15 protein-coding genes and 1 CRISPR repeat array are annotated in these 25,400 nt (G+C 48.0%); of the genes, 13 read left to right on the top strand and 2 right to left on the bottom strand.

Going from position 1 to position 25,400, the window contains the following annotated elements; translation table 11 throughout:
• Positions 1-12 precede the first annotated feature (12 nt).
• From MWL85_RS10285 to purL, 9 genes are all read left to right on the top strand, one after another.
• The gene (locus MWL85_RS10285) at positions 13-582 is read left to right on the top strand and encodes a LemA family protein (protein ID WP_007173498.1); all 570 of its coding nucleotides are present in this window, start codon (positions 13-15) and stop codon (positions 580-582) included.
• Positions 583-657: 75 nt separating this feature from the next.
• Positions 658-1,629 carry a DUF3137 domain-containing protein gene (locus MWL85_RS10280; protein ID WP_244400642.1) on the top strand — a complete coding sequence of 324 codons (972 nt, stop codon included), beginning with the start codon at positions 658-660 and terminating at the stop codon, positions 1,627-1,629.
• Positions 1,630-1,676: 47 nt separating this feature from the next.
• Positions 1,677-2,384 (top strand): DUF1266 domain-containing protein, encoded by a 708-nt coding sequence (locus tag MWL85_RS10275; protein WP_018027749.1) that lies wholly within the window; start codon positions 1,677-1,679, stop codon positions 2,382-2,384.
• A gap of 334 nt (positions 2,385-2,718) precedes the next feature.
• Positions 2,719-3,237 carry a shikimate kinase gene (locus MWL85_RS10270; RefSeq protein WP_018027748.1) on the top strand — a complete coding sequence of 173 codons (519 nt, stop codon included), beginning with the start codon at positions 2,719-2,721 and terminating at the stop codon, positions 3,235-3,237.
• Between the two features lies 1 nt (position 3,238).
• Positions 3,239-3,901, top strand: a complete 663-nt coding sequence (locus MWL85_RS10265; RefSeq protein ID WP_244400641.1) for a SprT-like domain-containing protein — start codon at positions 3,239-3,241, stop codon at positions 3,899-3,901.
• A gap of 191 nt (positions 3,902-4,092) precedes the next feature.
• Positions 4,093-8,625: a type II CRISPR RNA-guided endonuclease Cas9 gene (cas9, locus tag MWL85_RS10260; protein WP_244400640.1), complete on the top strand. Its 4,533-nt coding sequence runs from the start codon at positions 4,093-4,095 to the stop codon at positions 8,623-8,625.
• Positions 8,618-9,505: a type II CRISPR-associated endonuclease Cas1 gene (gene cas1 / locus MWL85_RS10255; RefSeq protein ID WP_244400639.1), complete on the top strand. Its 888-nt coding sequence runs from the start codon at positions 8,618-8,620 to the stop codon at positions 9,503-9,505. The genes cas9 and cas1 overlap by 8 nt, the downstream gene beginning before the upstream one ends.
• 48 nt (positions 9,506-9,553) lie before the next feature.
• Positions 9,554-9,871: a CRISPR-associated endonuclease Cas2 gene (gene cas2, locus MWL85_RS10250; RefSeq protein ID WP_021902785.1), complete on the top strand. Its 318-nt coding sequence runs from the start codon at positions 9,554-9,556 to the stop codon at positions 9,869-9,871.
• A gap of 115 nt (positions 9,872-9,986) precedes the next feature.
• Positions 9,987-11,926: direct repeats of the CRISPR family, unit length 36 nt; unit sequence GTTGTGGATTGATTACTTTAGGGAACTAGATACAAC.
• Positions 11,927-12,765: 839 nt separating this feature from the next.
• Complete coding sequence (gene purL, locus MWL85_RS10245) at positions 12,766-16,434, top strand: phosphoribosylformylglycinamidine synthase (protein WP_244400638.1); 3,669 nt, start codon at positions 12,766-12,768, stop codon at positions 16,432-16,434.
• Between the two features lie 85 nt (positions 16,435-16,519).
• Here the strand turns inward: purL and MWL85_RS10240 are convergent, their stop codons facing one another.
• Positions 16,520-17,239 (bottom strand): DUF4276 family protein, encoded by a 720-nt coding sequence (locus MWL85_RS10240; RefSeq protein WP_244400637.1) that lies wholly within the window; start codon positions 17,237-17,239, stop codon positions 16,520-16,522.
• A gap of 9 nt (positions 17,240-17,248) precedes the next feature.
• Positions 17,249-18,403 carry an AAA family ATPase gene (locus MWL85_RS10235; protein ID WP_244400636.1) on the bottom strand — a complete coding sequence of 385 codons (1,155 nt, stop codon included), beginning with the start codon at positions 18,401-18,403 and terminating at the stop codon, positions 17,249-17,251.
• A 199-nt stretch (positions 18,404-18,602) separates the two neighbouring features.
• Between MWL85_RS10235 and MWL85_RS10230 the strand changes: the two genes are divergently transcribed.
• The 4 genes from MWL85_RS10230 to MWL85_RS10215 all read left to right on the top strand — a co-directional run bounded on the left by MWL85_RS10230 (position 18,603) and on the right by MWL85_RS10215 (position 25,109).
• Positions 18,603-21,035, top strand: coding sequence for a TonB-dependent receptor (locus tag MWL85_RS10230; protein ID WP_244400635.1), 2,433 nt, complete (start codon positions 18,603-18,605; stop codon positions 21,033-21,035).
• 37 nt (positions 21,036-21,072) lie between these two features.
• Positions 21,073-22,497 carry a hypothetical protein gene (locus tag MWL85_RS10225; protein WP_244400634.1) on the top strand — a complete coding sequence of 475 codons (1,425 nt, stop codon included), beginning with the start codon at positions 21,073-21,075 and terminating at the stop codon, positions 22,495-22,497.
• Positions 22,498-22,596: 99 nt separating this feature from the next.
• A complete protein-coding gene (locus tag MWL85_RS10220; RefSeq protein WP_244400633.1) occupies positions 22,597-24,510 on the top strand; it encodes a peptidase U32 family protein in 1,914 nt (637 codons plus the stop codon).
• 47 nt (positions 24,511-24,557) lie between these two features.
• Positions 24,558-25,109, top strand: a complete 552-nt coding sequence (locus MWL85_RS10215; RefSeq protein WP_244400632.1) for a ClbS/DfsB family four-helix bundle protein — start codon at positions 24,558-24,560, stop codon at positions 25,107-25,109.
• The last annotated feature ends 291 nt before the right edge of the window (positions 25,110-25,400 follow it).

Raw genomic sequence — 25,400 nt, 5'->3', positions numbered from 1 at the left:
AAGCGAATTTGTATGACTGCATCAATAATTGCCGGGAGTGTCCTTATCGCAATAGCTGTGCTTATACTGATTTGGGGTATAATCACCTCTAATAATCTCATTGCCAAGAAAAACAGGGTGGAACAATGCCGGAGTGGCATTTGTGTGGCACTCAAGCAGAGAAATGACCTTATACCCAATTTGGTGGCATCTCTTAAAGCGTATATGGGACACGAAAATGAAATCCTTACCCGCATAGCCGAACTAAGGTCTCGAGCAGACGGAGCCCCCGAAGCAGAACAAATCAAGGACGGGACAGAAATCTCCGCTCTTCTCAAACAAGTTAAGGCCGTTGTTGAGAGTAATCCGGATCTCAAAGCCAATGAGCAGTTTGTCTATCTCCAATATCAGATAACGGATATGGAGAACGAATTGCAGGCTATACGCCGAACTTATAACGCAACCGTAACGGATTACAACAATGCCGTAGAAATGTTCCCGTCTTCATACATCGCTTCAAGAAAACATCTTGGGAAAGAAGCATTGATACAAATTCCTGAAAGTGAGTTGGGCGACATTCATATCAAGGAGATTTTCGGATAATTGATGAAAGAAGACCACTTGATAGACTTCAAGATTGTCGCTCAACAAATGAGAGGGCAACTAACCCACATAGCTATGTGGCGTAAGATTGTTAGGCTTCTCATTTATTCCGTTTACCCTTTGGCTCTGCTTTGGCTTGCATTCACTATATTCGGAAGGGATATCGTCGAAGCGGGCAATTATGAAACCTCACAAATAACGGCAACGTATGTCGTCATATTCTTTGTCACCTTTGTGGTCCTCAATACGCTGTTCTCTTTATGCCTAAATGTACTGAAGCAGAAAGAGGAAAAAGTAATGGGGCAAATTATCAACCAGCTATTTCCGGATGCAAATTATTCTCCGACAAAAGAAGTAAAGGTGTCCGATATTCGGGCAAGCAGACTATTCGGAACCCCAAATAGGTCGGAGGGTACTCTTCAAGTGGCAAGTTACGGTGCATTGAGTTTCCCAACTCAGCATCAAGCATTGACAATAGCCGATATAGGAGTAACCGCAACCAATGAACAGAATACTAAACCATGGAGATCCTTTAGGCTCCTCAATCGGGCGATTTTCAGTCCGATGTGGGGCGCACAAGTAGAGAGCACGATGTTCAGCTTTAGGGGAATGTTTAGTTACTGCCGTCTTCCAAGAACTTGCAGGGGATTTGTTATGCTGCTTCCCGACCATTTGGAGGATAAGTTGGGCTACTTCGCTCTGACGATACAAAAACTGAGGGAGAGACATAAAGCAAAGTTTGTTTATTTGGAAGACCCCGAGTTTGAACGTCTCTTTACCGTATATGCCGATGACGAGGTAGAAGCCCGTATGATTTTGACCCCGGCAATGATGAAGAAACTTACCGCTCTTCGTTGTTCCTTTACTCATGACTTGATGCTCTCCTTTAGCGGAGATACATTTTATTATGCCTCCAATATGCCAAAAGGTTTTCTTCGCCTTAGCGGAAAAACATCTTTAAACGAAGACCTATTGCTTGAAATCTACCAAGAGATCGGGTTCTGTCTTTCTGTAGAAGAAATGATGGGGAAGCATGTGGATAAGTAGGAAATATGATATAATAGACTTATGTTTAACTTTAGAATAATACTTGTATGATCTGGAAAATCATCGTGGCAATAGTCGCTGTCTTGATTATTGCTTTTATCGTGTTTGAAATCGTGTCTAGGGTCTTTGCTAAGAAAAACCTGAAAGCCTTTTTGGCTTCTCATCCTCAAACACCGCTCACCGAGGAAAAGAAAAGGTTACTGGTATTTGGAGCCATCTTGTCTTGTTATCGCAGTGAGGACATCCTTAGTATTATCACCGATGATAATATGAATGTATACAAGACCGGGCTTCAAAAACAATGGAGCATTAATGGTCGGGAAGATGCTCTAGAGACGCTAAACGCTCTGCTTAATTTAGAGCAGAGTACGGAATTGGACGAAGTCCTTGCTCAAAGAGGTTCTTCCGAGGAACTTATTGAGCTGCAGACTTTGATAGCAGACGGGCTAAAAACGGATTTGGCTCAAGTCCGGACCACAACCTCCACGTATGCTTGGGACGTATGCCGACTGGTGAGCTTGGCAAAATGGTGTTATTGGTTGCAATATATCAGTGAAGCGGAAATGTGGAAGTACCTCAATGAAGGAGCGGTGAAAGCATCGTCATTAGGCAAAGACTGGAACGACTATACGGTCTCGTTCTTAATGGGCCGAGCCATTCACGGATTTGGTACAGAGGATATCATAGACGATTGTAAGGCTCTATATCATAGAGAGTCTGACACGGATGTGTATTCCAAATACAGCTTTAAATAACTTTTCAAAGCTGACCGAGACCTCTGTGCAAAGGTCTCATAGATAGGTGTAAAACACCCTTGCAACCCCGGCCGAGGGGTCGGACAACCCTATCTAGGTCTGACCCCTCAGCCGGGGTCAAGGAGGTGGTGAATATGCTCTTACACACAGGTCGTTTGGGGCTAACGCCCCTCCGACCTGTGCCTATCTATTTAAAAGGGATCTCTGCCGAGGTTCTTACTCCATTATCCTCAACAGCTTGTATATGATCATTCGTACAACATTTCTTCTAATGCGTAACGCCTGATCCTGGTGAAGCTCTCACTTTGCCAGGGTCTATTATTATTATGTGACAATGAAACCAATATTCCTAGTAGGCTTTCCAGCAGTGGGGAAGACCACCATTGGACGTGAGCTGGCAAAGCTGCTACAGCTCTCCTTTGTAGATACCGACCTCTATATTGAGCGGAAGTACCACTCCTCTGTGAGTGATATGATTGGTTGCTGTGGCTTAGAGAAGTTTCGGAAGCGGGAAAAGGTAATCCTCATTGAGCTCTCTCAGCTTCAGGATGTAGTGATCGCTACAGGCGGAGGCATGGCCAGTCACGACGATAATATCTCTACCATGAAGCAGCGTGGCACTGTGGTCTACCTCAAAGCATCGCCCCAGCTACTAGCCGAGTGGCTCTACCTCTATCGCGAGAGCCGGCCAGCGGTGGCACGCCTCGATAAAGAGGGGGTGAAGCAGTATGTCGAGGCAACCTTGCCTCTCCGTGAACCCTTTTACACTCAGGCCGATATCACTATTGAGGTGACGGCTGAGGCGACCACTGCCGAGGTAGCTGAACAGATCGTGCAACACCTTTCATTGTGATATGGAACAACCCTTTGAGATCAACTTTGAGTGGATAAAGTACTGGTTTGATAAATTCAATCATCAGTACTTCCAAGGCTCTTTGCCTCGGCCCGGCTTTACCATTAGCCCTACACGACGACAGATGGGTGGCTTTTCTTACGCTGCGGAAAAAAGAGGTAGCACTACCGTCTACACAGAGCAACGGATACAGCTCACCAACCTCTACAAGCTCACGGAGCGACAGTACCAAAATATCCTGCTCCACGAGATGATCCACTATTATATCCATGTACATCAGATCAAGGATACCTCCGCCCACGGCAAGGTGTTCAGAAGCCTAGTAGATCAGCTCAATAATGAGTACGGTTGGGAGGTCACTATCACCGAAAAAGCACCTATGGAGACTTATCCCACCTACGAAGCCTACGCCGTTCTCCTCCTCGAGAATAAAGAGAGAGGAGAGTACTACGCCACTGTGGTCAGTAGGAATTACCTTGGCAGGATCCAGCATCAGGTAGAGAAGGAGCCCAGCCTCATCCACCACGGCTGGTACGTCACCGAAGATCCCTACTTCGCCACCTTTCCCAAAGTCCGAACCCTCCGCGGTCGCACCCTCCCCTACGATAAGTGGAAAGCCCTCAAAGACAAACTAGCCCCCGACCACGTCCCCCTCCAATCCTAATCCACCCCATTCCCCATATGCAAAAAAAGGCTCCACCGAAGTGGAGCCGTAATAACTTCGGCATATAGCCTTGTTATGAAAAGATTACTTTAGGGAATAATCTTCTACCGCAAATGTAGGTAATATATTTGAAACATCCAAATATATTATCTACATTTGTTTATTATGTTTAACATTACAATATAGATACTATGATAACTTTAGGTCTGGATATCGGTGTCAGTAGTCTAGGTACAGCTATCGTCGACACACAGAAGAACCAAATACTCCACACAGGAGTCTATGTATTCCCCGCTGGTAAAGAAGCATTTGGCACCAAAGATGAGAAGTCTAGAAACGAGACTCGTCGTCTAGCTCGGCAGAGTCGCAGACAGCACTTTCGACGTCGTTTGCGTCGCTCACAGTTGCTCAAGTTTCTTTATCAGCTCAGTGAGCTCAATAGCCCCGAGGGGGATCGCTATGTGCCACTTACTTTTGAGGAGATAGATGCTTGGCTCTCCTGGGATAAGGAGGGAAAGACGGCTGCACGTAAGTTTCCCGATAGTGAAGCTTTCAGAGCTTGGATGGCCATGAACCCTTATGAGATTCGCTCAAGAGCGGTTGAGGGGAGTATCACAAGGGCTGAGTTTGGTCGTCTGTTGTACCATATCATTCAGCGACGTGGCTTCCACTCTTCTCGCAAGATTAAGTTTGGCGGTAGTAATAGTATGGCAGAGGGGAAAGACCCCATCATCGGCTACACCCAAACCAAGTCGGAGATAGGAGATCAGACCCTTGGGCAATATCTTTATCAGATTAGTGCCAAGGAGGGAGAGCCATTTACCCAACGTGAGGAGAAGCCCAGAGGCAGGTATACTCTCCGCAGTATGTATGTGGAGGAGATGGAGCGTATTTGGGATCAACAGGCTAAGCGACTTGGTCTAGAAGAACTAGAGATAGAGGGTACTCCCATCAAAGAGCTCTTGATCGGACAGATAAGCCACGATCCAGAGAGTGGAGAGCTGCTCTACAAGTCCAATGATAGCGTCCTCTTTTGGCAACGCCCACTTCGCTCGCAAAAGCACCTAATCAATAAATGTAGCCTCGAGAGCCGCAAGATGTACGACCCAGTGAAGCAACGTCACTATATCCAAGGGCCACGTGTCGCAGCAGTATCTCACCCTACGAGCGAATTTCATAGGGCACTTCAGGTGCTGAGCAATGTGAGGGTAGAGGGGCGGACACTCTATAATATGGGGTTATTCCAAACCTCCCTTGACTTCCTCTGCTCAAAAAACAGCAACACCATCAAAGTGGCTGACCTGAAAAGGCACCTCATAGTCTCCAAGCTCAATTATGACGATGACCAAGACCTCCCAGGGTGCCCTACCATCGCCAGTATCACCGACCTTTTTGAAAAGGGTGCATTGAGCTACCACTATGGCGAGACTGATACCATATACATAGATATCTGGCAGAAGCTACTCTTTTATAACGATGAGAGACTCCTTGAGAAGAGCATCGCCAAGTATGCCAAGGGCAAGAGGTTAAAGCTCAAAGCCGACTTTGCCAAGCGACTGGAGGGCATCAATCTCGTTGATGATTACGGCTCCATCTCCATTCATGCAATGGACAATATCATTCCATTCCTACTCCAAGGGCGAAGCCACACAGAGGCGATATTCCTCGGTGGGGTAAAGAATGCGTTTGGCTCAAGGTACTGCGACTTCGAGAAAAAGGAGCAGATGTGGCAAGAGCTACTCCAGATCATTAATGAGCCAGCCTCTAAGGGTGAGAAGATCGACCGTCTGATAGAATTTCTAAGCGATCCCGACGAGCAGACCGGTTTGGACGAAAAGCGACTGCGGATGAAACTCTACCACCCTACCCAATCGGTTCAAAAAATAGAGATACAGAATCGACTAGGTAAGGTGGATAATCTCCGCAACCCAATTGTGGAGCAAGCCCTCTGGGCGGTACGAAGACAGGTCAATGCCCTTATTGATCAGATGATCAAACAGACTGGCAACCCCAACTTTAGGTTCGATCGCATCACCATAGAACTCTCCCGTGACCTCAAGTCGTCAAAGAAGAGGCGAGACAAAATACAACAAGAGCAAAAGGCGAATCTGGCGGAAAATGAGGAGGCAGTAATGTGGCTAAGAGCATTGAAATTGCCAGTTACTAGCGATAATATCTTGAAATACAGACTTCATAAGGAACTCCGATTGAAAGGAGATGGCATTGCTCGTTGTCCCTATACTGGGAAAGATATAGGCCTGTCTCAACTCTACGATGGCAATAACCTCTTTCAAATAGAGCATATTATTCCTCGAAGCATCTCCCTTGATGATAGCTTCGGTAATAAGACCCTCTGCGAGTCCAATTTCAATAGAGAGAAAGGTAATATGACCCCTTACGAGTTTTACTCCGTCAACTCTAGCAAAACCCTCTGGGGTGCTGAGGATTGGGACGAGATTACACACCGCGTAAGGCAAGTGCTACCAGCACGTAAGGCGAGTCGCTTTCTATCCAAGCGGAGTGCCCAAGAGCAGCTAGAGGGGCTACCTAGTAAGATGCTCAATGATACCGCTTATATGTCGGTAAAGGCGCGTGAATACCTCACCTCTATCTGTGGTGATGTCCGTACTGTATCAGGTAGTATTACTGCTAACCTTAGAAGATTATGGCGACTCAATAAGATCCTAGGTGAAACTTATGAATGTGTGCAAGGAGCTGTAAGCCAGGAGCTAGCAGCTAGAGAAGAAAAGGAGGTCTATGCAATACTGGATACTAAATCAAAAGTGATTACAAGAGTAGTTCCCAAGTTCAATCGAATTCCCGATCGAACAGAAGATGAGATCCGTATCCCTGTGGTGGTCAAGGGGACTAAGCTATACCGTGATGGCAAGGAGTACCCCAAACCGGCCCATCTTGATCTCAATGGAGTGACGGGCAAGGCCCTCCTCACTTACCACGCAGTAGGCGGTACCCCACATTGCCAGCCCCTCTTTAACCCCAGGCCCTCTAATAAGGGGGTACTAGTAGTTACAGCTACTCGTAGTGGTAAGAAGAACTTAATTAGCAACGATATTGACGTACTTGATAAGATTAAGAAGAGTCGTTACCCTACCGATCCAGGAAAGTACTGGGTCACTCTTCAGCTTAAAGAAGATCCTATATGGGAGTTGCCTAGCAATAAAAAGAGAGTTGTAGCAAATGCTGTGAGAGTCCCAGGCAGGTTAAAAGGAAACACTTTCGTGAGTCCTTTCTTTAAGACCGAAGTGGAGGATAGTGTGGTCAATATGGAGGAACACCGCAATCGTACCGCCTATCTCAATCTAGACTACGACACCGCAGAGTTTACCAAGATGCTTCGCCCTGCACCCGAGGTGGGAGAGGGTGAGTTGCTACTTACAGGAGTCGTCAACCACGGTTCGCTCCTTCTGGATCAGTGCGACGGCAAGACAATTGATGTGCAGCATCTGAACCTAAAAGAACAGACTAGGTATTATGTGCTATTACAGTATGGTAAAAACCTTTCATCCAAAGAACGAGTAACGATCTATCCTATTTACAATAAAGCTCCAAAATCAAGAAAAGATGAGGTATTACTTGAGGGAAAGCTCTTCGCACTTGACAAGAATAAGAGCCTCTACGCTTTGGAGCCGGTTAAGAATAGAGATGATCATAGGCATCACGCAGTAGATGCCTTGGTGATTGCATTGGCCAAACAAAACTACGTCACAGAGCTTTCAACTTACAATCGGCAAAACGATTCCCGCCGACAGGGGGAGGCTCTAAAGCCCCGCTTCGACCTGCCGTGGGATGGCTTCAGAGAAGAGGCAGAGCAATCCATCAATGATATATTGGTGGTACATAAAAAGAAGCGAGTGGTCCCTCTCTCCAAGGTGACCCGCAAGATCACCAAGAATGGCAAGGTCTATACCTTTAAAGGTAATGCCGTAAGGGGTGCGCTACACAAGGCTACTATCTATGGTAGAAGAAAAGCCCCAGGGCAGACTGACTATGGCTACCACTTAAGGAAGGGCATTGCCGAAGTGACTAACATGAAGCAACTGAATAAAGTGGTGGATGCGGCTATTAGGAAAGAGATGCTACGGATACTCAAGGAGGAGTTGGGACTTGATACAAGCAATCCATCCTTAACTTTCCCAAAGAAAGCGTTCATTGATGAGAATGGTAAGACCAAAGTCTATCTCCCCAATCGCAATGGTGGAGAGCCTGTGCCTGTCAAGAAGGTGAGGATGTGCGACAATTTAAGTAATGCAGTGAGACTAAAAGAGATCAATCAATATGTGGATCTTAAGAATAATCACCATGTACTGATTTATGAGGCTCTAGATGGCAGGCTTCAAGAGAGCGTAGTAACTATGTGGGATGTGGTTGATAGACTGAATAGAGGAGAGGAGATATTTCAGCTTCCACCCGATGGTAAACGAATCCTCTTTAAGTTGATAATTGATCAGATGTATCTAATTGGTGTCAAGAGGGATGACGTGATTCACAATCTTTCCAATACTGACTATCTTATAAGGTACCTTTATAGAGTGCAAAACTTGTCTTCAGTCGATTATGTGTTTAGAAAAGCAACTGCTAGTACTATTAATTATGATAGAGAGATGATTAGAGTACAGTCACTAACTTTCTTTGAGCCAGATAAGGATAATATCCACTCGGTAGAGATCACCCTCACGGGGCAAGTAATATTGAAGGATGATTAAACGAACCATCACCATATCTAGTCCTCTTCACCTCTCTTTAGAGAATCGGCAATTGGTGATGACCAATAAGGAGACGGAGGAGCGACAGACCCTTCCTCTAGCAGAGGTAGGACTATTGATACTGGAGCATCCGAGGGTGACCACCACCCTCCGGATGCTCCAGTACTGTATGGAGGTGGGCTGTATACTGGTAGTTTGTGATGAGTTTCATATCCCGAGTGGCTACCTCTCTCCACTCGAGGGGCACTCCACACAGGGTGAGCGAACTCGGGAGCAGGTGGTAGCATCTATCCCGACTAAAAAGAGCATCTGGAAGCAGTTGGTCAAGAGCAAGATCCTCAATCAAGCAGCAGTGCTGAAGTCACGAGGAATAGAGGAGCACCAAAGGCTACTCAACCTTGCTGATGAGGTGCGGAGTGGTGACCCAGATAATAGAGAGGGGATCGCCGCACGTATCTACTGGAGTGCCCTACTGGGAGAGGAGTTTATACGAGAGCGAGATGGAGTACCGCCCAACGCCCTATTCAATTATGCCTATGCCATCTTGCGTGCTTCGGTCACCCGCTCCATCATCGCTTCAGGTCTCTCCCCAAAGCTGGGGGTACAACACCAAAATAAGTACAACCCTTTTCCGCTCTCCGATGATGTGATGGAGCCCTACCGCCCCTTTGCCGACCTAGCGGTGATGGAGTTGGTGGATAGTGGAGAACTCTCAATTACCAAGGAGAGTAGAGCTCATCTCCGCACTCTATTGGCACAAGATACACTCATCAGTAAGCTCAGGCGGCCACTACTCATCGCTATCTCTATCACCACCAGTTCCCTCGCTCGGGTCTACTCAGGTGGTGCCAAGACACTCGTATTACCTCGAATCCCATAACCAAGGAGTCTCACAATGAATGTTTCAAGAATAAGTGCGTACAAACTTATGTGGATTTTAGTCGCTTTTGATATCCCTGTTCTCACTAAGAAGCAACGAAAGCAGGCGGCAAAGTTTCGGAAGGAGTTACTGGGAGAGGGATATATTATGCTACAGTTTTCGGTCTACATCAAGCCGATCCCATCGATGCAACACCGCCAACCACTCATCAATAAATTGCGGAAATCACTTCCGGAAGAGGCGGATATTAAGGTGATTACCATTACCGACAAACAGTATGCAGAGATCATACACCTCTCGGGAACGAAGCAAAAGGAACCGAAGATACCGAAAATACGACAGCTATCACTCTTTGAGGAATTTTAGGTAGCTTTGAACTGAAAAAATAGACCCCTATTGGCTCTTTTCATCAAACATCGGCATTTTATTAGACGTCCTACGGCCTCTAACCCATTGATATTTACAACTATATATAGCCGACGTTGTGGATTGATTACTTTAGGGAACTAGATACAACCCATAGTTAGTTAGCTTTCATCTTGTTACGTTGTGGATTGATTACTTTAGGGAACTAGATACAACAAAACAATGCAGCGTGATTATTACTAACTGTTGTGGATTGATTACTTTAGGGAACTAGATACAACCTTTGTAGGTAGCACATAAACTCCGCGACGTTGTGGATTGATTACTTTAGGGAACTAGATACAACGGGTTTACCCAACACAAAGACCTTTTTGAGTTGTGGATTGATTACTTTAGGGAACTAGATACAACTCAGCATCGTCCAGATGGTAAAAGCGGTAAGTTGTGGATTGATTACTTTAGGGAACTAGATACAACCTTTGTAGGTAGCACATAAACTCCGTGACGTTGTGGATTGATTACTTTAGGGAACTAGATACAACTCAGCGAATAGAGAGAGGTCGTTGGCTGGAGTTGTGGATTGATTACTTTAGGGAACTAGATACAACAAGATGAGACTATAAAACTTGCCTTTTTTGTTGTGGATTGATTACTTTAGGGAACTAGATACAACAAAAGGCGACACTAAGATAGCTGGCGGACTGTTGTGGATTGATTACTTTAGGGAACTAGATACAACAAAGCCATGGACATCGGCACTCTCACTCGAGTTGTGGATTGATTACTTTAGGGAACTAGATACAACGATGCCTAGGTTAGATGACCGCAACCTTATGTTGTGGATTGATTACTTTAGGGAACTAGATACAACCTCACTAGACCAAGCGACCGAACAGGTGAAAGTTGTGGATTGATTACTTTAGGGAACTAGATACAACCTCTACACTTGATAAATCATCTTCCAAATGTTGTGGATTGATTACTTTAGGGAACTAGATACAACCTCGCACAAGCCGTGCTGAACCCGCTCCTTGTTGTGGATTGATTACTTTAGGGAACTAGATACAACCAACATTCGTGAAGATTGCCACAAAGGTCAGTTGTGGATTGATTACTTTAGGGAACTAGATACAACACTGCTCCACCAATTCTTGAAGACGATATGTTGTGGATTGATTACTTTAGGGAACTAGATACAACGTACCGGCATTAGCAGACACCATACTGCCAGTTGTGGATTGATTACTTTAGGGAACTAGATACAACTAAGCTGTAGATCAAGGCGAAAAGGCTATGTTGTGGATTGATTACTTTAGGGAACTAGATACAACCGCTTTCCATTTGTTTGGCGAGTACGACAAGTTGTGGATTGATTACTTTAGGGAACTAGATACAACCGCTTTCCATTTGTTTGGCGAGTACGACAAGTTGTGGATTGATTACTTTAGGGAACTAGATACAACATTCTTTGTTTCTCTGCGATCGCTTTATCAGTTGTGGATTGATTACTTTAGGGAACTAGATACAACTATCATCATTAAATTTAATATCAGTTGTAGTTGTGGATTGATTACTTTAGGGAACTAGATACAACCGTACTTGCACGGAGCCGAGAGGGTGTTGGGTTGTGGATTGATTACTTTAGGGATCTAGATACAACAAAAAGACTATGGAGAAATTCAAATTTACAGTTGTGGATTGATTACTTTAGGGAACTAGATACAACTTGCGTCGCTCGTTGTGAACAATGTGCCATGTTGTGGATTGATTACTTTAGGGAACTAGATACAACTGCTCGTTGATAGGAAGACGAGTCCGCACCGTTGTGGATTGATTACTTTAGGGAACTAGATACAACCGAAAAGGAAGCCACCAAGGGGAAGCTGCGTTGTGGATTGATTACTTTAGGGAACTAGATACAACCGTCAATCACTTTCACAGAAACGGCAAACTGTTGTGGATTGATTACTTTAGGGAACTAGATACAACCCCACTGATTGAAGGTCTTGGTGCGTATGCGTTGTGGATTGATTACTTTAGGGAACGAAATACAATTCGATGAAGCAGCTCATTGAAGCGGTAGAGTTGTGACATTGATCGTTTTTAGGGCGGGGGTGGTGTCTACTTTTTCAGGAATGGGGGAGGATTGGTGTGTACTAAAATAGGAATGCTTGCCTACTCGCGTGATTTAGTGAGACCGTATCAAAGCATTATTCCGTATGCGTGCGGAATCCATTCCGCAGGGCTACGGAATCTATTCCGCACGCATGCGGAATATGAGGTTGATACAAGAAAAGATTGTGGAAGGTATTCCTGAAAAAGTAGACACATTATGTAACCTAGATAGGGGTTGTCCGACCCCTCGGTCGGGGTCGCAAGGATATTTTGCGTCTCATTGTACAGGTCGAGTCACTGCGTGCCTCGACCTGTGCCTATTTAGCACGGACCTCTGCCGAGGTCCTTAAAAAAGCACCCGCGAGGGTGCCATTCAGCTAGCCCCCGCGTCGGAGGGGCGTTAGCCCCGAACGACCGGCGGGAAAAAGTATACAGTATCCGTAATCGACCCTTGTGGTCGCACTTGGGTGGGTAGGTGCGACCACTAGGGTCGAGGAATTTGGGACAACTCGCAACCCGCCGGTATTCGGCTCTACGAGCCTCGACCGGGGGCTAGCTGAGTGGCACCCTGGCGGGTGCTCTATCATGGTGTCCGACTCGTCCGACTTGTCCGATTAGGTACCCCACCAAAATGAAACCCTTACCCATAGACGCTCTGGTGGGTGCCACAGCGTAAGAGCCTGGAAAGGAGAAGAGGGGATAGGGAGGGTTTGGTATATTTTGGGTAAATTTGTGGTACTATTCGGAAGTATACACCTTATAATATAGAGAGCAGAGAGATGAAGAGAGTGACCTATTATCAAGGGAGTGATGGCTTGGTCTATGCAGTGCGGCACACGCAGCCGATTGAGGGTGCGGATGCGGCGGCTTTGTCGTGGTTATTTGGCGACGCAAAGGAGGTGCCTGTGGATACGCTTACTGGCTACTATGTGGGGCCTAGGGCGGAGATGGTGACCCCTTGGAGTACCACGGCGGTGGAGATTACTCAGAATATGGACTTAGGCTATCGCCTAGGGATTGACCGTATTGAGTTTTATACACCCGCCACTGCCGATACCCCTTTTGATAGGATGCTTCTTCGGAAGTATGAGGGGTTGGGCACCAACATCTTTAGAGGTGCCGATAGCCCTGAGCAGGTGATTGAGGTGCAGGATATCCGATCCTACAATGAGGCGGAGGGCTTGGCACTGAGTGAGGAGGAGGTGGCATATTTGGAGGAGGTGGCTAAGGAGCTAGGTAGGCCTTTGACCGATAGCGAGCTCTTTGGCTTTTCGCAGGTCAATTCGGAGCACTGCCGGCACAAGATCTTCGGGGGTACCTTTGTGATTGATGGCGAGGAGAAAGGACGTTCGCTCTTCCAGATGATCAAAGAGACCTCCAAGGAGCACCCCAATAATCTGGTTTCGGCTTACAAGGATAATGTGGCTTTCAATAGCGGTCCGGAGGTGGAGATCTTTGCCCCTCGTGATGCGGCCGGTCCCGACTTTTTCCGTACCAAAAAGGTGAAGTCGGTGCTTTCGCTCAAGGCGGAGACCCACAACTTCCCTACCACTGTAGAGCCTTTCAATGGTGCGGCGACTGGCTCGGGTGGAGAGATTCGCGACCGCTTGGCAGGGGGTAAGGCGAGCTTGCCATTGGCAGGTACAGCGGTCTACATGACCCCTTACACTCGCGAGAGCCACAAGCGATGGGAGGAGGGTATCTCAGCCCGTCCTTGGCTCTATCAGACGCCTCAGGAGTTGCTCACCAAGGCGAGCAATGGGGCGAGTGACTTCGGTAATAAGTATGGTCAGCCTTTGATCACAGGTTCGGTGCTCACCTTTGAACATCAGGAGGGTGAGGAGCTCTGGGGCTACGACAAGGTGATCATGCTGGCTGGTGGCGTGGGCTATGCCCAGGAGCGTGATGCCCTGAAGGGAGAGGCCTCGGCTGGAGATAAGATGGTGGTGATGGGGGGTGATAACTACCGCATCGGTATGGGCGGAGGAGCGGTCTCCTCGGTCAATACGGGTCAGTACGAGGATGCGATTGAACTGAATGCTATTCAGCGCTCCAACCCTGAGATGCAGAAGCGTGCTGCCAATGTGATTAGGGCGATGGCGGAGGGAGATATCAATCCGATAGTCTCGATCCACGACCATGGAGCTGGGGGGCACCTCAACTGTCTGAGTGAGTTGGTAGAGACGCAAGGGGGTAGAATCTACCTCGATAAGCTGCCTATTGGTGACCCATCTCTTTCGGCTAAGGAGATCATCTCCAATGAGAGCCAGGAGCGTATGGGGCTACTGGTGAAGTCGGGCGATATTGAGGGGCTACGGCGTATTGCGGAGCGTGAGAAGGCACCATTTTATGTGGTGGGTGAGGCGACGGGCGATAAGGAGCTATCCTTTATTGCTGAGGATGGGTCGAAGCCTTTTGATCTGAAGCTGGAGCATCTCTTTGGTTCGGCTCCTAAGACGATTATGACCGATACCACGCGCGAGCAAAGCTTTAGTGAACCACGGGAAGAGGAGCTTTCGGCCGACCGCTTTGTGGAAAACCTCTACAATGTACTATCGCTAGAGGCGGTAGGCAATAAGGATTGGCTCACCAATAAGGTGGACCGTTCGGTAACGGGTAAGGTGGCTCGCCAGCAGACTGCTGGACCACTGCAGCTACCGCTCTCCGACCTCGGTGCTGTGGCACTTGATTATGAGGGTAGGGCAGGTATTGCTACGTCGATTGGCCACGCTCCTCAGGTGGCATTGGTGAATGCTCCAGCCGGTTCGCGTGTAGCGATCGCGGAGGCACTGACCAATCTGATCGGTGCTCCACTCAAGGAGGGGCTGAAGTCGGTATCGCTCTCGGCCAACTGGATGTGGCCTTGCCGCAATGATGGTGAGAATGCTCGCCTTTATGCAGCTGTAGAGGCGGCGAGTGACTTTGCCAAGGCGATTGGGGTCAATATCCCTACCGGTAAGGATTCGCTCTCGATGACGCAGAAGTATCCTGGTGGGCACAAGGTGCTTTCGCCAGGGACGCTGATTGTCTCTGCCGCTGGTGAGGTGTCGGATGTGCAGAAGATTGTACCACAGGTGTGGAATGGCAAGGGGACGATTTACCAAGTGGATCTCTCCTTTATGCCTGGTTGCCTTGGTGGCTCTGCCCTTTATCAGACGCTCGGTAAGGTGGGGGCTGAGGTGCCAGATATTGCCAATCCCGACTATTTTGTGAAGGGCTTTGAGGCCATCCAAGGGGCTATGGCACACGGACTGGTGCAGGCGGTGCACGATATCTCGGCGGGTGGTGTGATTACCGCTTTGGTGGAAATGATGCTGGGCAATGCTCGTGGTGGTCTGAAGGTGGAGGCACCGAATAGACCAATAGCAAAGGCACTCTTTGCAGAGAATCCAGGTCTATTGCTCTTTACTACTCAGTCGGAGGCGTTGGAGCAATTCCTTGATGCTCAGGGGGTATGCTACTTGCCTGTGGCAACGACTACCGAGACGCCTACGCTGGTGATTAAGAGTCAGGACCTTGACGTGGAGCTAGGTATGCAGGATCTGCTCGACCGCTGGAGTGTTGCCACCGATGCTCTGGAGAAGCATCAGACCACTCCTGAGAATGCGACACTTAGGGCAAAGAACCGTGGTCGCCAACCTCTGAAGTATCACTTTGCAGAAGGGCTCTCATTTGCCCGTCCAAAGCGTGAGGAGAAGCGGAGTGGGGTGACAGCTGCCATTATCCGTGATAAGGGAACGAATGGCGAGCGTGAGATGGCTTATGCCCTCTATCTCGCTGGTTTTGATGTGAAGGATGTGCACATGACCGACCTGATGAGTGGGCGTGAGACGCTGGAGGGGGTGCAATTGATCGTCTTCTGCGGTGGATTCTCGCACTCCGATGTATTGGGCAGTGCCAAGGGATGGGCGGCTGGCTTCAAGTACAATGCTAAGGCTCGCCAAGCACTCGACCGCTTCTATGCCCGTAAGGATACGCTTTCGCTCGGTATCTGCAATGGTTGTCAGCTGATGGCGGAGCTCGGGCTGCTCTATCCTGAGCACGAGGAGAAGCACCGTATGGCACACAATGCTTCGGGTAAGTTTGAAAGTGCCTTTGTGTCACTGACGATCCCAGAGAATAACTCGGTATTCCTCCACTCGCTGGCGGGTACCACAATGGGTTGCTGGGTGGCACACGGCGAGGGTCGCTTCGACCTGCCTTACGACCTATCGAAGTACCATATCGCGGCCCAGTATGCTTATGAGGAGTATCCTGCCAATCCCAATGGTTCTCCAGCTGGCATCGCTGCTCTCACGAGTGCCGATGGCCGTCATTTGGCGATGATGCCACACCCCGAGCGAAGTATCTTCCCATGGCAGTGCGGCTACTACCCCGAGGAGCGTTCGGACGAAGTGACCCCATGGTTCACCATGTTCACTAACGCCTACCGCTGGCTCACCAAGTAGAGCTTACTAGACATTAACTATATATAGGCCGTGTGGAATCACCCGCACGGCCTATATCTATTTATGATGGAGCTAACTACCACTCTTAGCTTTCTATTAATTGGAGCAAATGATTGACCCACTCCCTGAAGTGTGAGCACTTGTCAAGCAGTGTTTCCATACCTATAGCCTTGGTTACCCTTTTGCCCATCAGTGGCTTATTGTAGCTCCACTGCAACTTTCCCTCTACTACCTTAATAATCCTTTTGCTGGGTGCTGTATCTACCCCATCATTCACCAGTTCAGGATTGCCATCTACCTTCTTAAGTGCATCATATAGGTTGGAAAAAGCTTTCTCCTTCTCTTCCTCTTTTTCATGCTGAACTTCTAGCTTCAGCAGATTCAAGTCAGCAAAGAGTAGTGCCTCAAACTCGTGCAGCTGAATATAGGGTATAAAGCGTCTTTCTCCAATCTCCTCTTTCCATGCTTCTTCTAGCTTCTTCACCCGTAGATAATGGTCATTTATTTTCATCGCCTCTTTATATCCAGGAAAGTCATTAGGTAAGGCGTAGAAATCTATCATAGAGGTGAAAAGATGGCACTCATACGGGGAGTCTTGTTGCTTGAGCATATTGTTGAGGTCATTGACCACTTTAGCGTAGCTTACCACTCCGCCTTCTGCCCCCTTCTTTTTATTGGTCTTTACTATAATGCTCTTGACAGAGTTGATGCCTTTTGCTTGGAGATAGGGTTTAAGTACCTCAGAGATAAAGCCAGATTCTGTGTGTCCTTCGCAAAGCACGTGTACTATATAGGTAGGAGTCATAATCAGATTTTAGTGTGGATTGCCTCCCAGTACATTTTTCTTCCAGAGTTCACTCAGGCTATACTCCTCTAGCCACTGTGCATACTCTTGGCTTGAGAGATTGCGGGCTGTAGTATAGAGGTCCTCACCATCTTTCTCAATAATCGCCACCTCATTAAGGTCAAAAGCATCTGCTAGGTCGCAGCTCTGAGTTGAGACAATGACCTGAGTATGAAATGACGCGTGACGGATCATCTCGGCAAGTTGCATAATAGCGTAAGGGTGAAGTCCCAACTCCGGCTCATCAATAATGATGACGGGGGGAAGCAGCTCCTTTGGTTGTAATAGCAGCGTCGCTAAGGCTATAAACCGAATAGATCCATCGGAAAGCTGGTGGGCATTGAAAACATAATCAGTTGCTGAATCATCCTTCCACTTCAGGGAGAGGTACCCTCCCTGTGGCTCAAGGTAGAAGTCGGTGAAGTGTGGCACTACGTCGGAAACATAATCTACAATATTTCGGTAGGCACTAGGGTATTGGTTTCGCAGTAGTAGCAGAAAAGAGGGGAGATTATTACCTTCCGATTGCAAGTATCTGACAGTCTGCTCAGGTACAGTTTGTCGTAATGGACCAGTGGTAGATGAATCATTGAACTGGTACGCTTTGCAACCCGAAAGCATATGGTAGATAACACGGCAAGTGGGGTCCTTACTCATGGCAAGAGCCGACTCTTTGTATTCTGGATCTAATGTCTTCTCTTGGGGCTTGTTTTTATTGAGTTGATGATAAGAGACCTTCTCCTCAGATACAATCAGGCGATCGGGCACAGCATACTGTAGTTGAAATTGATAAGTACTTTCCTCTGGCACCTCCTTATTTAGTACTTCAAACTCCAATGCTCCTTGAATCGAAGGGGTCTTCTTCGATCCGTAATAGGATAGTGCGTTAGCACCACCCTCCGACTCCACATAGGCTGTAAAGCTACGACTCATCATATAGCTGAGCATCTTGAAGAAGCCTATAATGTTGCTCTTACCCGCTCCATTCGGTCCTAATAAGATGGTCCGTTCCCCAAAGTTAAGCTCCAAGGGGTGGTCATAGCTCATAGAGCGAAAACCACCGATAGTGACCTTCTTCAGTCTTGCTTTAGGAGTACTGCTTTTCTTTTTCCTCTTTTCTTCCATAATTGGATCATACAACTAGCCTATATACCACAAAGCTACCATATTTCTATCTCTTTACCAATTACCTATAGCTCTCTATTCCCATAAGAGAGGCGAGGAAATAGCTATTTTTAGGTATTGCATGCTGAGGGATATGGAGATAGATTTGTAAAGTACATTAAAATTGAAGCCCTTTACAATGAATTTATCTATAAAGGCCATGATAGGTCCCTATATACAGCGAGATACCTATCGCAAGGTTATAAGTTTGCTCCTGCTTATCGGTGGAATATTGAGTTTTACGGCAGAAGCTCAATCCCCAAAAGTAGGTACCATCCGTGGAAGGTTGGAGGTCAAAGGGAGTGAAGACCTTGCGGATATTGCCATTTCTCTCGACGGCACAAGGTACCGCACCCTCACTGATGAACAAGGTAACTTTGAGCTACTCAACGTACCTTTTGGCAAATACCGCCTTATTATCTCCTCCCTCTTTATAGAGCCCGAGCAGCATAAGATCGTACTGAATAAGTCGCTTCTCGAGCTACGCTATCGGGTGAAGTCCACCCATACCGAGCTGGAGACAGTGGTGGTGACAGGAACATCGGCAAAGCGACGTACAGAGTTGAGTGGCTTCTCCGTGAATGTCTTGGAGCTAGATGCCACCAGTAAGTTTAGTCTCTCCACCTCCGAAGTCCTTGATCGGCTCCCTGGCACCCGCATCCGCAGTAGTGGCGGGCTAGGGGCTCGCACCAATGTGAATATCAATGGGATGTCGGGCGAATCAATCCGCACATTCATCAATGGAGTCCCTCAAAGTAGCTATGGAGGTAGCTTCTCCCTCCGTAGCATCCCCTCCTCCATGATTGAGCGAGTAGAGGTCTATAAAGGGGTGGTGCCCGCCTACCTCTCCGACGATGCTCTAGGTGGTGCCATCAATATCATCCTTAAGAATCGCAGGAGCAATCAACTAGTTGTCTCCTACTCTGCCGGTTCTTTTAATACCCACCTTGCCAATCTCTATGGTAGCTACTACCTAGGGCGTGGTTTTATGCTCTCCGCATCGCTTTACTACAATTATAGTAAGAATAACTACTGGGTGTGGGGCGATGATATCGTCTATGAGCATGGCGATGGACAGGTGACCAAGGTTGATAAAGCACGCCGATTCCACGATGCTTACCGCGACTATGGCACTCGCCTTGCCCTTAGTCTCAACGACCGCAGTTGGGTGGATCAACTCTCCCTCAACGTGATTGCCTCGGGCGGATACAAAGAGATCCAGCATGGTGCGCGTATGAATAGAGTCTATGGTAATCGCCATAGAAATAGCCGTATGCTGGCGATAGAAACTAGCTATCGCAAAGACGACATCCTCACTGATGGCCTTTCCCTTGATCTCCAGCTAGGGTATACCAATAATCATCGAGTGGTGGTAGATACCGTCCCTTATCGTTACGATTGGAGCGGTCAACCCATTGTTGATAGCAATAATCAGCCTATTAAGACCGACTTCGGTGCTGAGGTGCGCAATGCCCTCACCGGTGGTCCCTCATTGCAGACCGATATTAGCCATACCTTTACCACTCGGGCGAGCTTGGCCTATACCTTCCTAGAGCACCACACCCTCACAGCGAGGTGGCAAGGCACCTACTTCCTACGTGATAGCCACGACCCGCTAGTGCCTAAGTACATCACCCCGCCCGACCAGAATAAGAAGTCCTTGAAGTCCATCGCCTCCCTCGCCCTTGAGGATAGTTGGCTAGAGGGGCGTCTGAAGAACTCCCTCTTCTACAAGCAGTATTACCAAAAGGTACATGCCATAATGGAGCTGAATAACCCCACAAATGGCAAGTTGGAGAATACCCCAGTAGAGAGTGCCACTTCGTTCCACGGAGTGGGGGGTACGCTCTCCTACAAGGTGCTTGATGGTCTTTATCTTCACGCGTCGGCCGAGCGGGCTATACGACTTCCTAGCGAACTAGAGCTATTTGGTAATATCGCCTCCAACGTCTCTCAGATGCCCAATCTAAAGCCAGAGAGGAGCAATAACTTCAACCTCGGCACCAACTTTGGTACCTACCATTTAGGGCCTTTTGGCATCAGCGGATCGGCCACTCTATTCGTACGCGATACACGCGATATGATTCGCGAGAAAGTGATGATCGGAGCCCTTGCCGATTATTCACAATTTGAGAATGTGGATAATATCCTCAGTCGTGGCATCGATACCGAGTGTTCGCTCTCACTGTGGAATAAGCTCTTCCTCACCGCAAGCTACTCCTATACCAAGGCGACCTACAACAATCGGCACGAATCAATCTATGGGCTACCCCTTCGGCACGAGCCTCCACACAAGGCCAATCTCAATCTCCGCTACCTGATACCCAATCTCGGAGCAGAAGGCAATACCCTTACCCTCGGAGCCAATCTCTTCTACGTGAGCAAGTTCCCCGTGGATCTGGTGATCTATAGTACCCCCTACGTGCCCCATCAGTCGCCAGTGAGCCTATCCGTCAGCTATACACTACTCAAGGGCGCACTCACCGCTAGTTTTGATGCCAAGAACATCTTCAATCAGCAGATATTTGATAATTACGCACTGCAAAAGCCAGGTCGTGCCTTCTATGGCAAACTGGTCTATACACTACAATAATAGATAGCATTTTATTCATTTTAAAGATAATCATAGTATGAAACAAACTTTCAAAACCCTTCTAACGGTAGGGGCAACAGCACTCCTCATGTCACTCTTCACTAGTTGCGATGAGGAGCAAAAGAAACGTCCCGACCCAGTGAAGCCCGATGATAAGATTGTCGGAGCCGACATCACTACTGCAGGCACCTACGAAAGCAAAGATGGGCTTGACTTCTATATTGGATACACTGTAGGCTACAACGCTAAGACCAATAACTTCTACCTCCATCACTTCGATAAGATCGATGACCCCAATACAACCATCGAAGGTGGTAAGGATGCCTTTCCATTGGTTAACGATGCGAGAGCCCCACACGCTTATAGGAGTAGTGACGGCTTTCTCTACAGCCTTACTTACCGACTGGGCGATATCACCAATGTGATCTACAATAAGGATAAAAAGAAGTTCGAGCTACTCACCACCGTACGCTCACAGAATGTGATTGGCAATAGCAATATGCGCTTTGCCCTGCTGCCAGGTACCCACTACTCCTCCGTTCACGAGATTAGCCCTGTTCGCTTTGATGCTTCTGGCAAAGTACTCGGAAAGGATGCTACCGGCACTGCCGCATCTATTGGTGGTACCTACAACATCGTGATTCTAGATAATACCGCGATGAAGCTAGGCGACAACAATAAAGGCAACATCAGTCTACCCGAATTGGATAAGCAAGGCTACTTCATCTCTCGTATCCACTCCCCAGTGATTACTGGTGGTAAGATCTACTACGGTGCACAGATCAGCAAGATTGAGTCACTTGATAAGGTTCCAGGTAAAAAAACGGTTAAGTCGACTGGCAAGACCGCTACCTTGATATTAGACTACCCAAGCTTTAAGAATCCAAAGACCATATTCTACAAAGAAGAGGTAGGCTCCACCACCGGCTATCGCTCTCGCAATATGTTTGTTGCTGAGGATGGAAAGACCATCTACCAGCTCACGGGCTTTGAAGGTGGCAAGGTCTATATGCTCAAGATCAAGGATGGTGCCTACCAAGATTGGTCCATTGATATCGCAGGCAAGTGCGGACACAATACAGCCAGAAGCGTTGGCTGGTTCTACGCTGGCAATGGGATCGCCTTTGTACCCTACGAAAAGGGAAATGCAGAGCCTATTACCAAGTACACCGACCCACACGGAAATGAAATAGAACAATACCCTTGGGGCATTGCTCGAGTAGACCTCAATACAGGAGAGGTGCTGGATCTAGAGGTGCCAAGTCATACCTACTTCTTCCAATATCAGGAGGCAGCGATACGCAATGGTAAGATCTATTTCGCTATCACTCCAGTTGGTGAAAACCTTAGCAACTACGATGGCAACGTCTATATTTGGGACGTAAAGAATACCCAAGCAAAGCCAAAGCTTGGTGCAAAGCTAGTCAGTGGATCTAATAACGTATTCACTGCTATTTTCTAATTTTCTCAATTAGGTTTTAATTCGAAAGGGGATCTCTCTTGTAGAGAGGTCCTCTTTCTTGTCTTGCAAGGGCTCTGCAAAAATGGGTATCTTTGTGGTATGACAAGGGCTATTGAATTACTGTCGCCGGCCTCATCGCTAGAGGGAGGTCGGGTGGCACTCTCTGCTGGGGCAGATGCGGTTTATATTGGGGCACCCAAGTTTGGAGCTCGTAGCAGTGCGGGGGTATCCCTTGAGGATATCGGCACGCTTTGCTATGAGGCACATTCGGTGGGGGCGAAGGTCTATGTGGCTTTAAACACCATTCTCACCGATGACCAATTGGAGGAGGCTGTGGCTTTGGCGGGGGAGCTCTATCGGGTGGGGGCCGATGCTTTGATCGTGCAGGATATGGGTTTGCTGATGGCGGAGGGCATGCCGCCCATTCCGCTCCACTCTAGTACGCAGTGTCACAATGCTAGCCACGGCCAATTGGCATTGATGGAGGCGTTGGGCATGGAGCAGGTGGTGCTGGCACGCGAATTGAGTAGTGCCGAGCTGCCTATGCTTCTGGAGGGGCTGAGCATTCGGGTGGAGAGTTTTATCCATGGTGCCCTTTGCGTCTCCTATAGTGGTCGCTGCTTCATCTCCGAGGCGTGCCGAGGTCGGAGTGCCAATCGAGGCGCCTGTGCCCAGTATTGCCGTATGAGTTACGACCTTGAGGATGCCGAGGGGCATCGTCTCTTGGAGAGTCAGTACCTCCTTTCGCTGAAGGACCTTAACCGTACCGAGATCCTAGAGGAGATGCTGGATGGAGGGGTCTCATCGCTCAAGATCGAGGGGCGGCTCAAGGGGATTGATTATGTCCGAAACGTGACGGCCCATTATCGAGAGCAGCTGGATGCTATTATCGCCCGCCGTGGTGAGGTGTATCACCGTGCCTCGTGGGGTAGGGTGGAGCGACAGTTTACTCCGCACCCCGAGCGGACTTTTTCTCGTCGTTTCACGAGCTACAATATCCCGCTTCATCGGCCGATTCCTGTGGATAGCATCACCCCTTTTACCAATAAGAGTGTGGGCGAACGGATCGGCCAATTACTGGAGTGTAGGGGTAGGGAGATTGTGATCAAAGTGGAGGCAAAGGAGACCGAGCTCTCCAATGGCGATGGACTTTTGCTGGTCTCTAGCGATGAAAAGGAGACGGCCGGTGCCTTTATTAATCAGGTGACACCAGTGGGAAAGGGTCGCTACCGGCTGAAACTCTCTAGTCCACTTGCGATCGCTTCGGGGGCAACGGTCTACCGCAACCTCCACCATCAGTTCGATCAAGTGCTGCAGCGACCCGATGCCTCGGTGCGAAAGGTGGGCATCCGTCTCGACTGCCAATGCAGTAGCGAAGGGGTACAGCTCTCTGCTACCCTTTTGGAACGACCTGAGATATCGGTTAGGGTGGAGCGACTACTCCCATTGGAGCCTGCGAAGAAAGAGAATAGTCAGCACCTCCGCAATACCCTTGCGAAGCTAGGGGAGACCCCCTATGTGGCGGAGAAGATAACTCTGGAGTTGGAGGGGCTTTATCTCCCGCCATCGGTAGCGACAGAGCTACGCCGGGAGGTGATCCTACAGTTACAGGAGGCGTGCCACGCTGCTTTTCTGCGTGAGCGTGAGGAACAAGGGCGGGCACTGGCGGAGCGACGAGCTACCTTCCTCGCAACCCAGCACCAGGCGAGTGAATGGGGGTTGCCCGAGAGCCTCGACTTTACCTACAATGTGGCGAATCAAAAGGCAGAGCAACTCTACCGAAAGTTGGGCGTCACAGGTACCATTGCTCCTGCTTTGGAGGTGGCGGTACCTGAAGGACCAATTCCGGTGATGTTTACCCGCCATTGCCTTCTGCATCAGGTGGGCTACTGCACCCGTGAGGGGAAGCGGCCACCCTTCGCCTTACCCCTCTACCTAGTGCGGGGTAAAGAGCGTTTCAGAGTCTCCACCAATTGCCAAGAGTGTATGATGACCCTCTGGAAAGATGCCTAAAGCTTAGGGAGAAAAAGCCTTCAATTATTGAAATTATATTAAACAATATGCCAAGAGCCAAAACTAAAGCGGATTTGATATTATCTGCCAACGCACAATTTGTCAAGATGTGGAAACTCATAGATAGGATGAGTGAAGAACAGCAGGAAGCATCATTCGCTAAAGAAATGTATACAGCTGGTAAAGAGACACATTGGAGTAGAGATAAGAATCTACGTGATGTGCTTGTCCATTTGTACGAGTGGCATCAACTGCTTCTCAGTTGGGTAAGATCCAATGTTAAGGGCGAGAGCAAACCCTTTCTTCCGAAAGGATATAATTGGAAAACCTACCCATTGATGAATCTGGAGTTTTGGGAGAAGCACCAAACTACCCCCTTAATACAAGCAAAGAGATGTTTATTAAAGAGCCACGAAGAGGTAATGCTACTGATAGATAAATTCTCTGAAGATGAACTCTTTGCCAAGGACTCGTTTGGCTGGACAGGTACTTCCTCTTTAGGTGCATACTGCGTTTCAACAACAGCGAGCCATTACGACTGGGCAATAAAGAAGATAAGGATGCATATAAAAATGAGTAATAGTTGTGAGACCCAATAAAGTGTAAAATCTTCACTGGGTGTTTTGTGAAATGAAATAATTGTGTACCTTTGCTCGCAGATAGCTACTTTTGCTATCACGATTAAAGGAATTATCAATAAGAGCTAGATGATACACCAGAGTGTACAGATGATGGATATGATGATGCGAATGTCTATGATGATGTTCGCCGATTCGTTGTATCCTGATAGTCCATTCTGACCGTGTAGATAGAAATATATACCTATAGAGGGCTGCTGGTACGACGATATTCAACGCGTACCAGCAGTTTTTTTTATACCCAATAGTCAA

Source organism: Porphyromonas somerae (genome assembly GCF_022845615.1).
Lineage (GTDB): Bacteria > Bacteroidota > Bacteroidia > Bacteroidales > Porphyromonadaceae > Porphyromonas_A > Porphyromonas_A somerae.
Note: the sequence above shows the minus strand (reverse complement) of the source record. Positions and strands in the feature narration are given on the sequence as shown.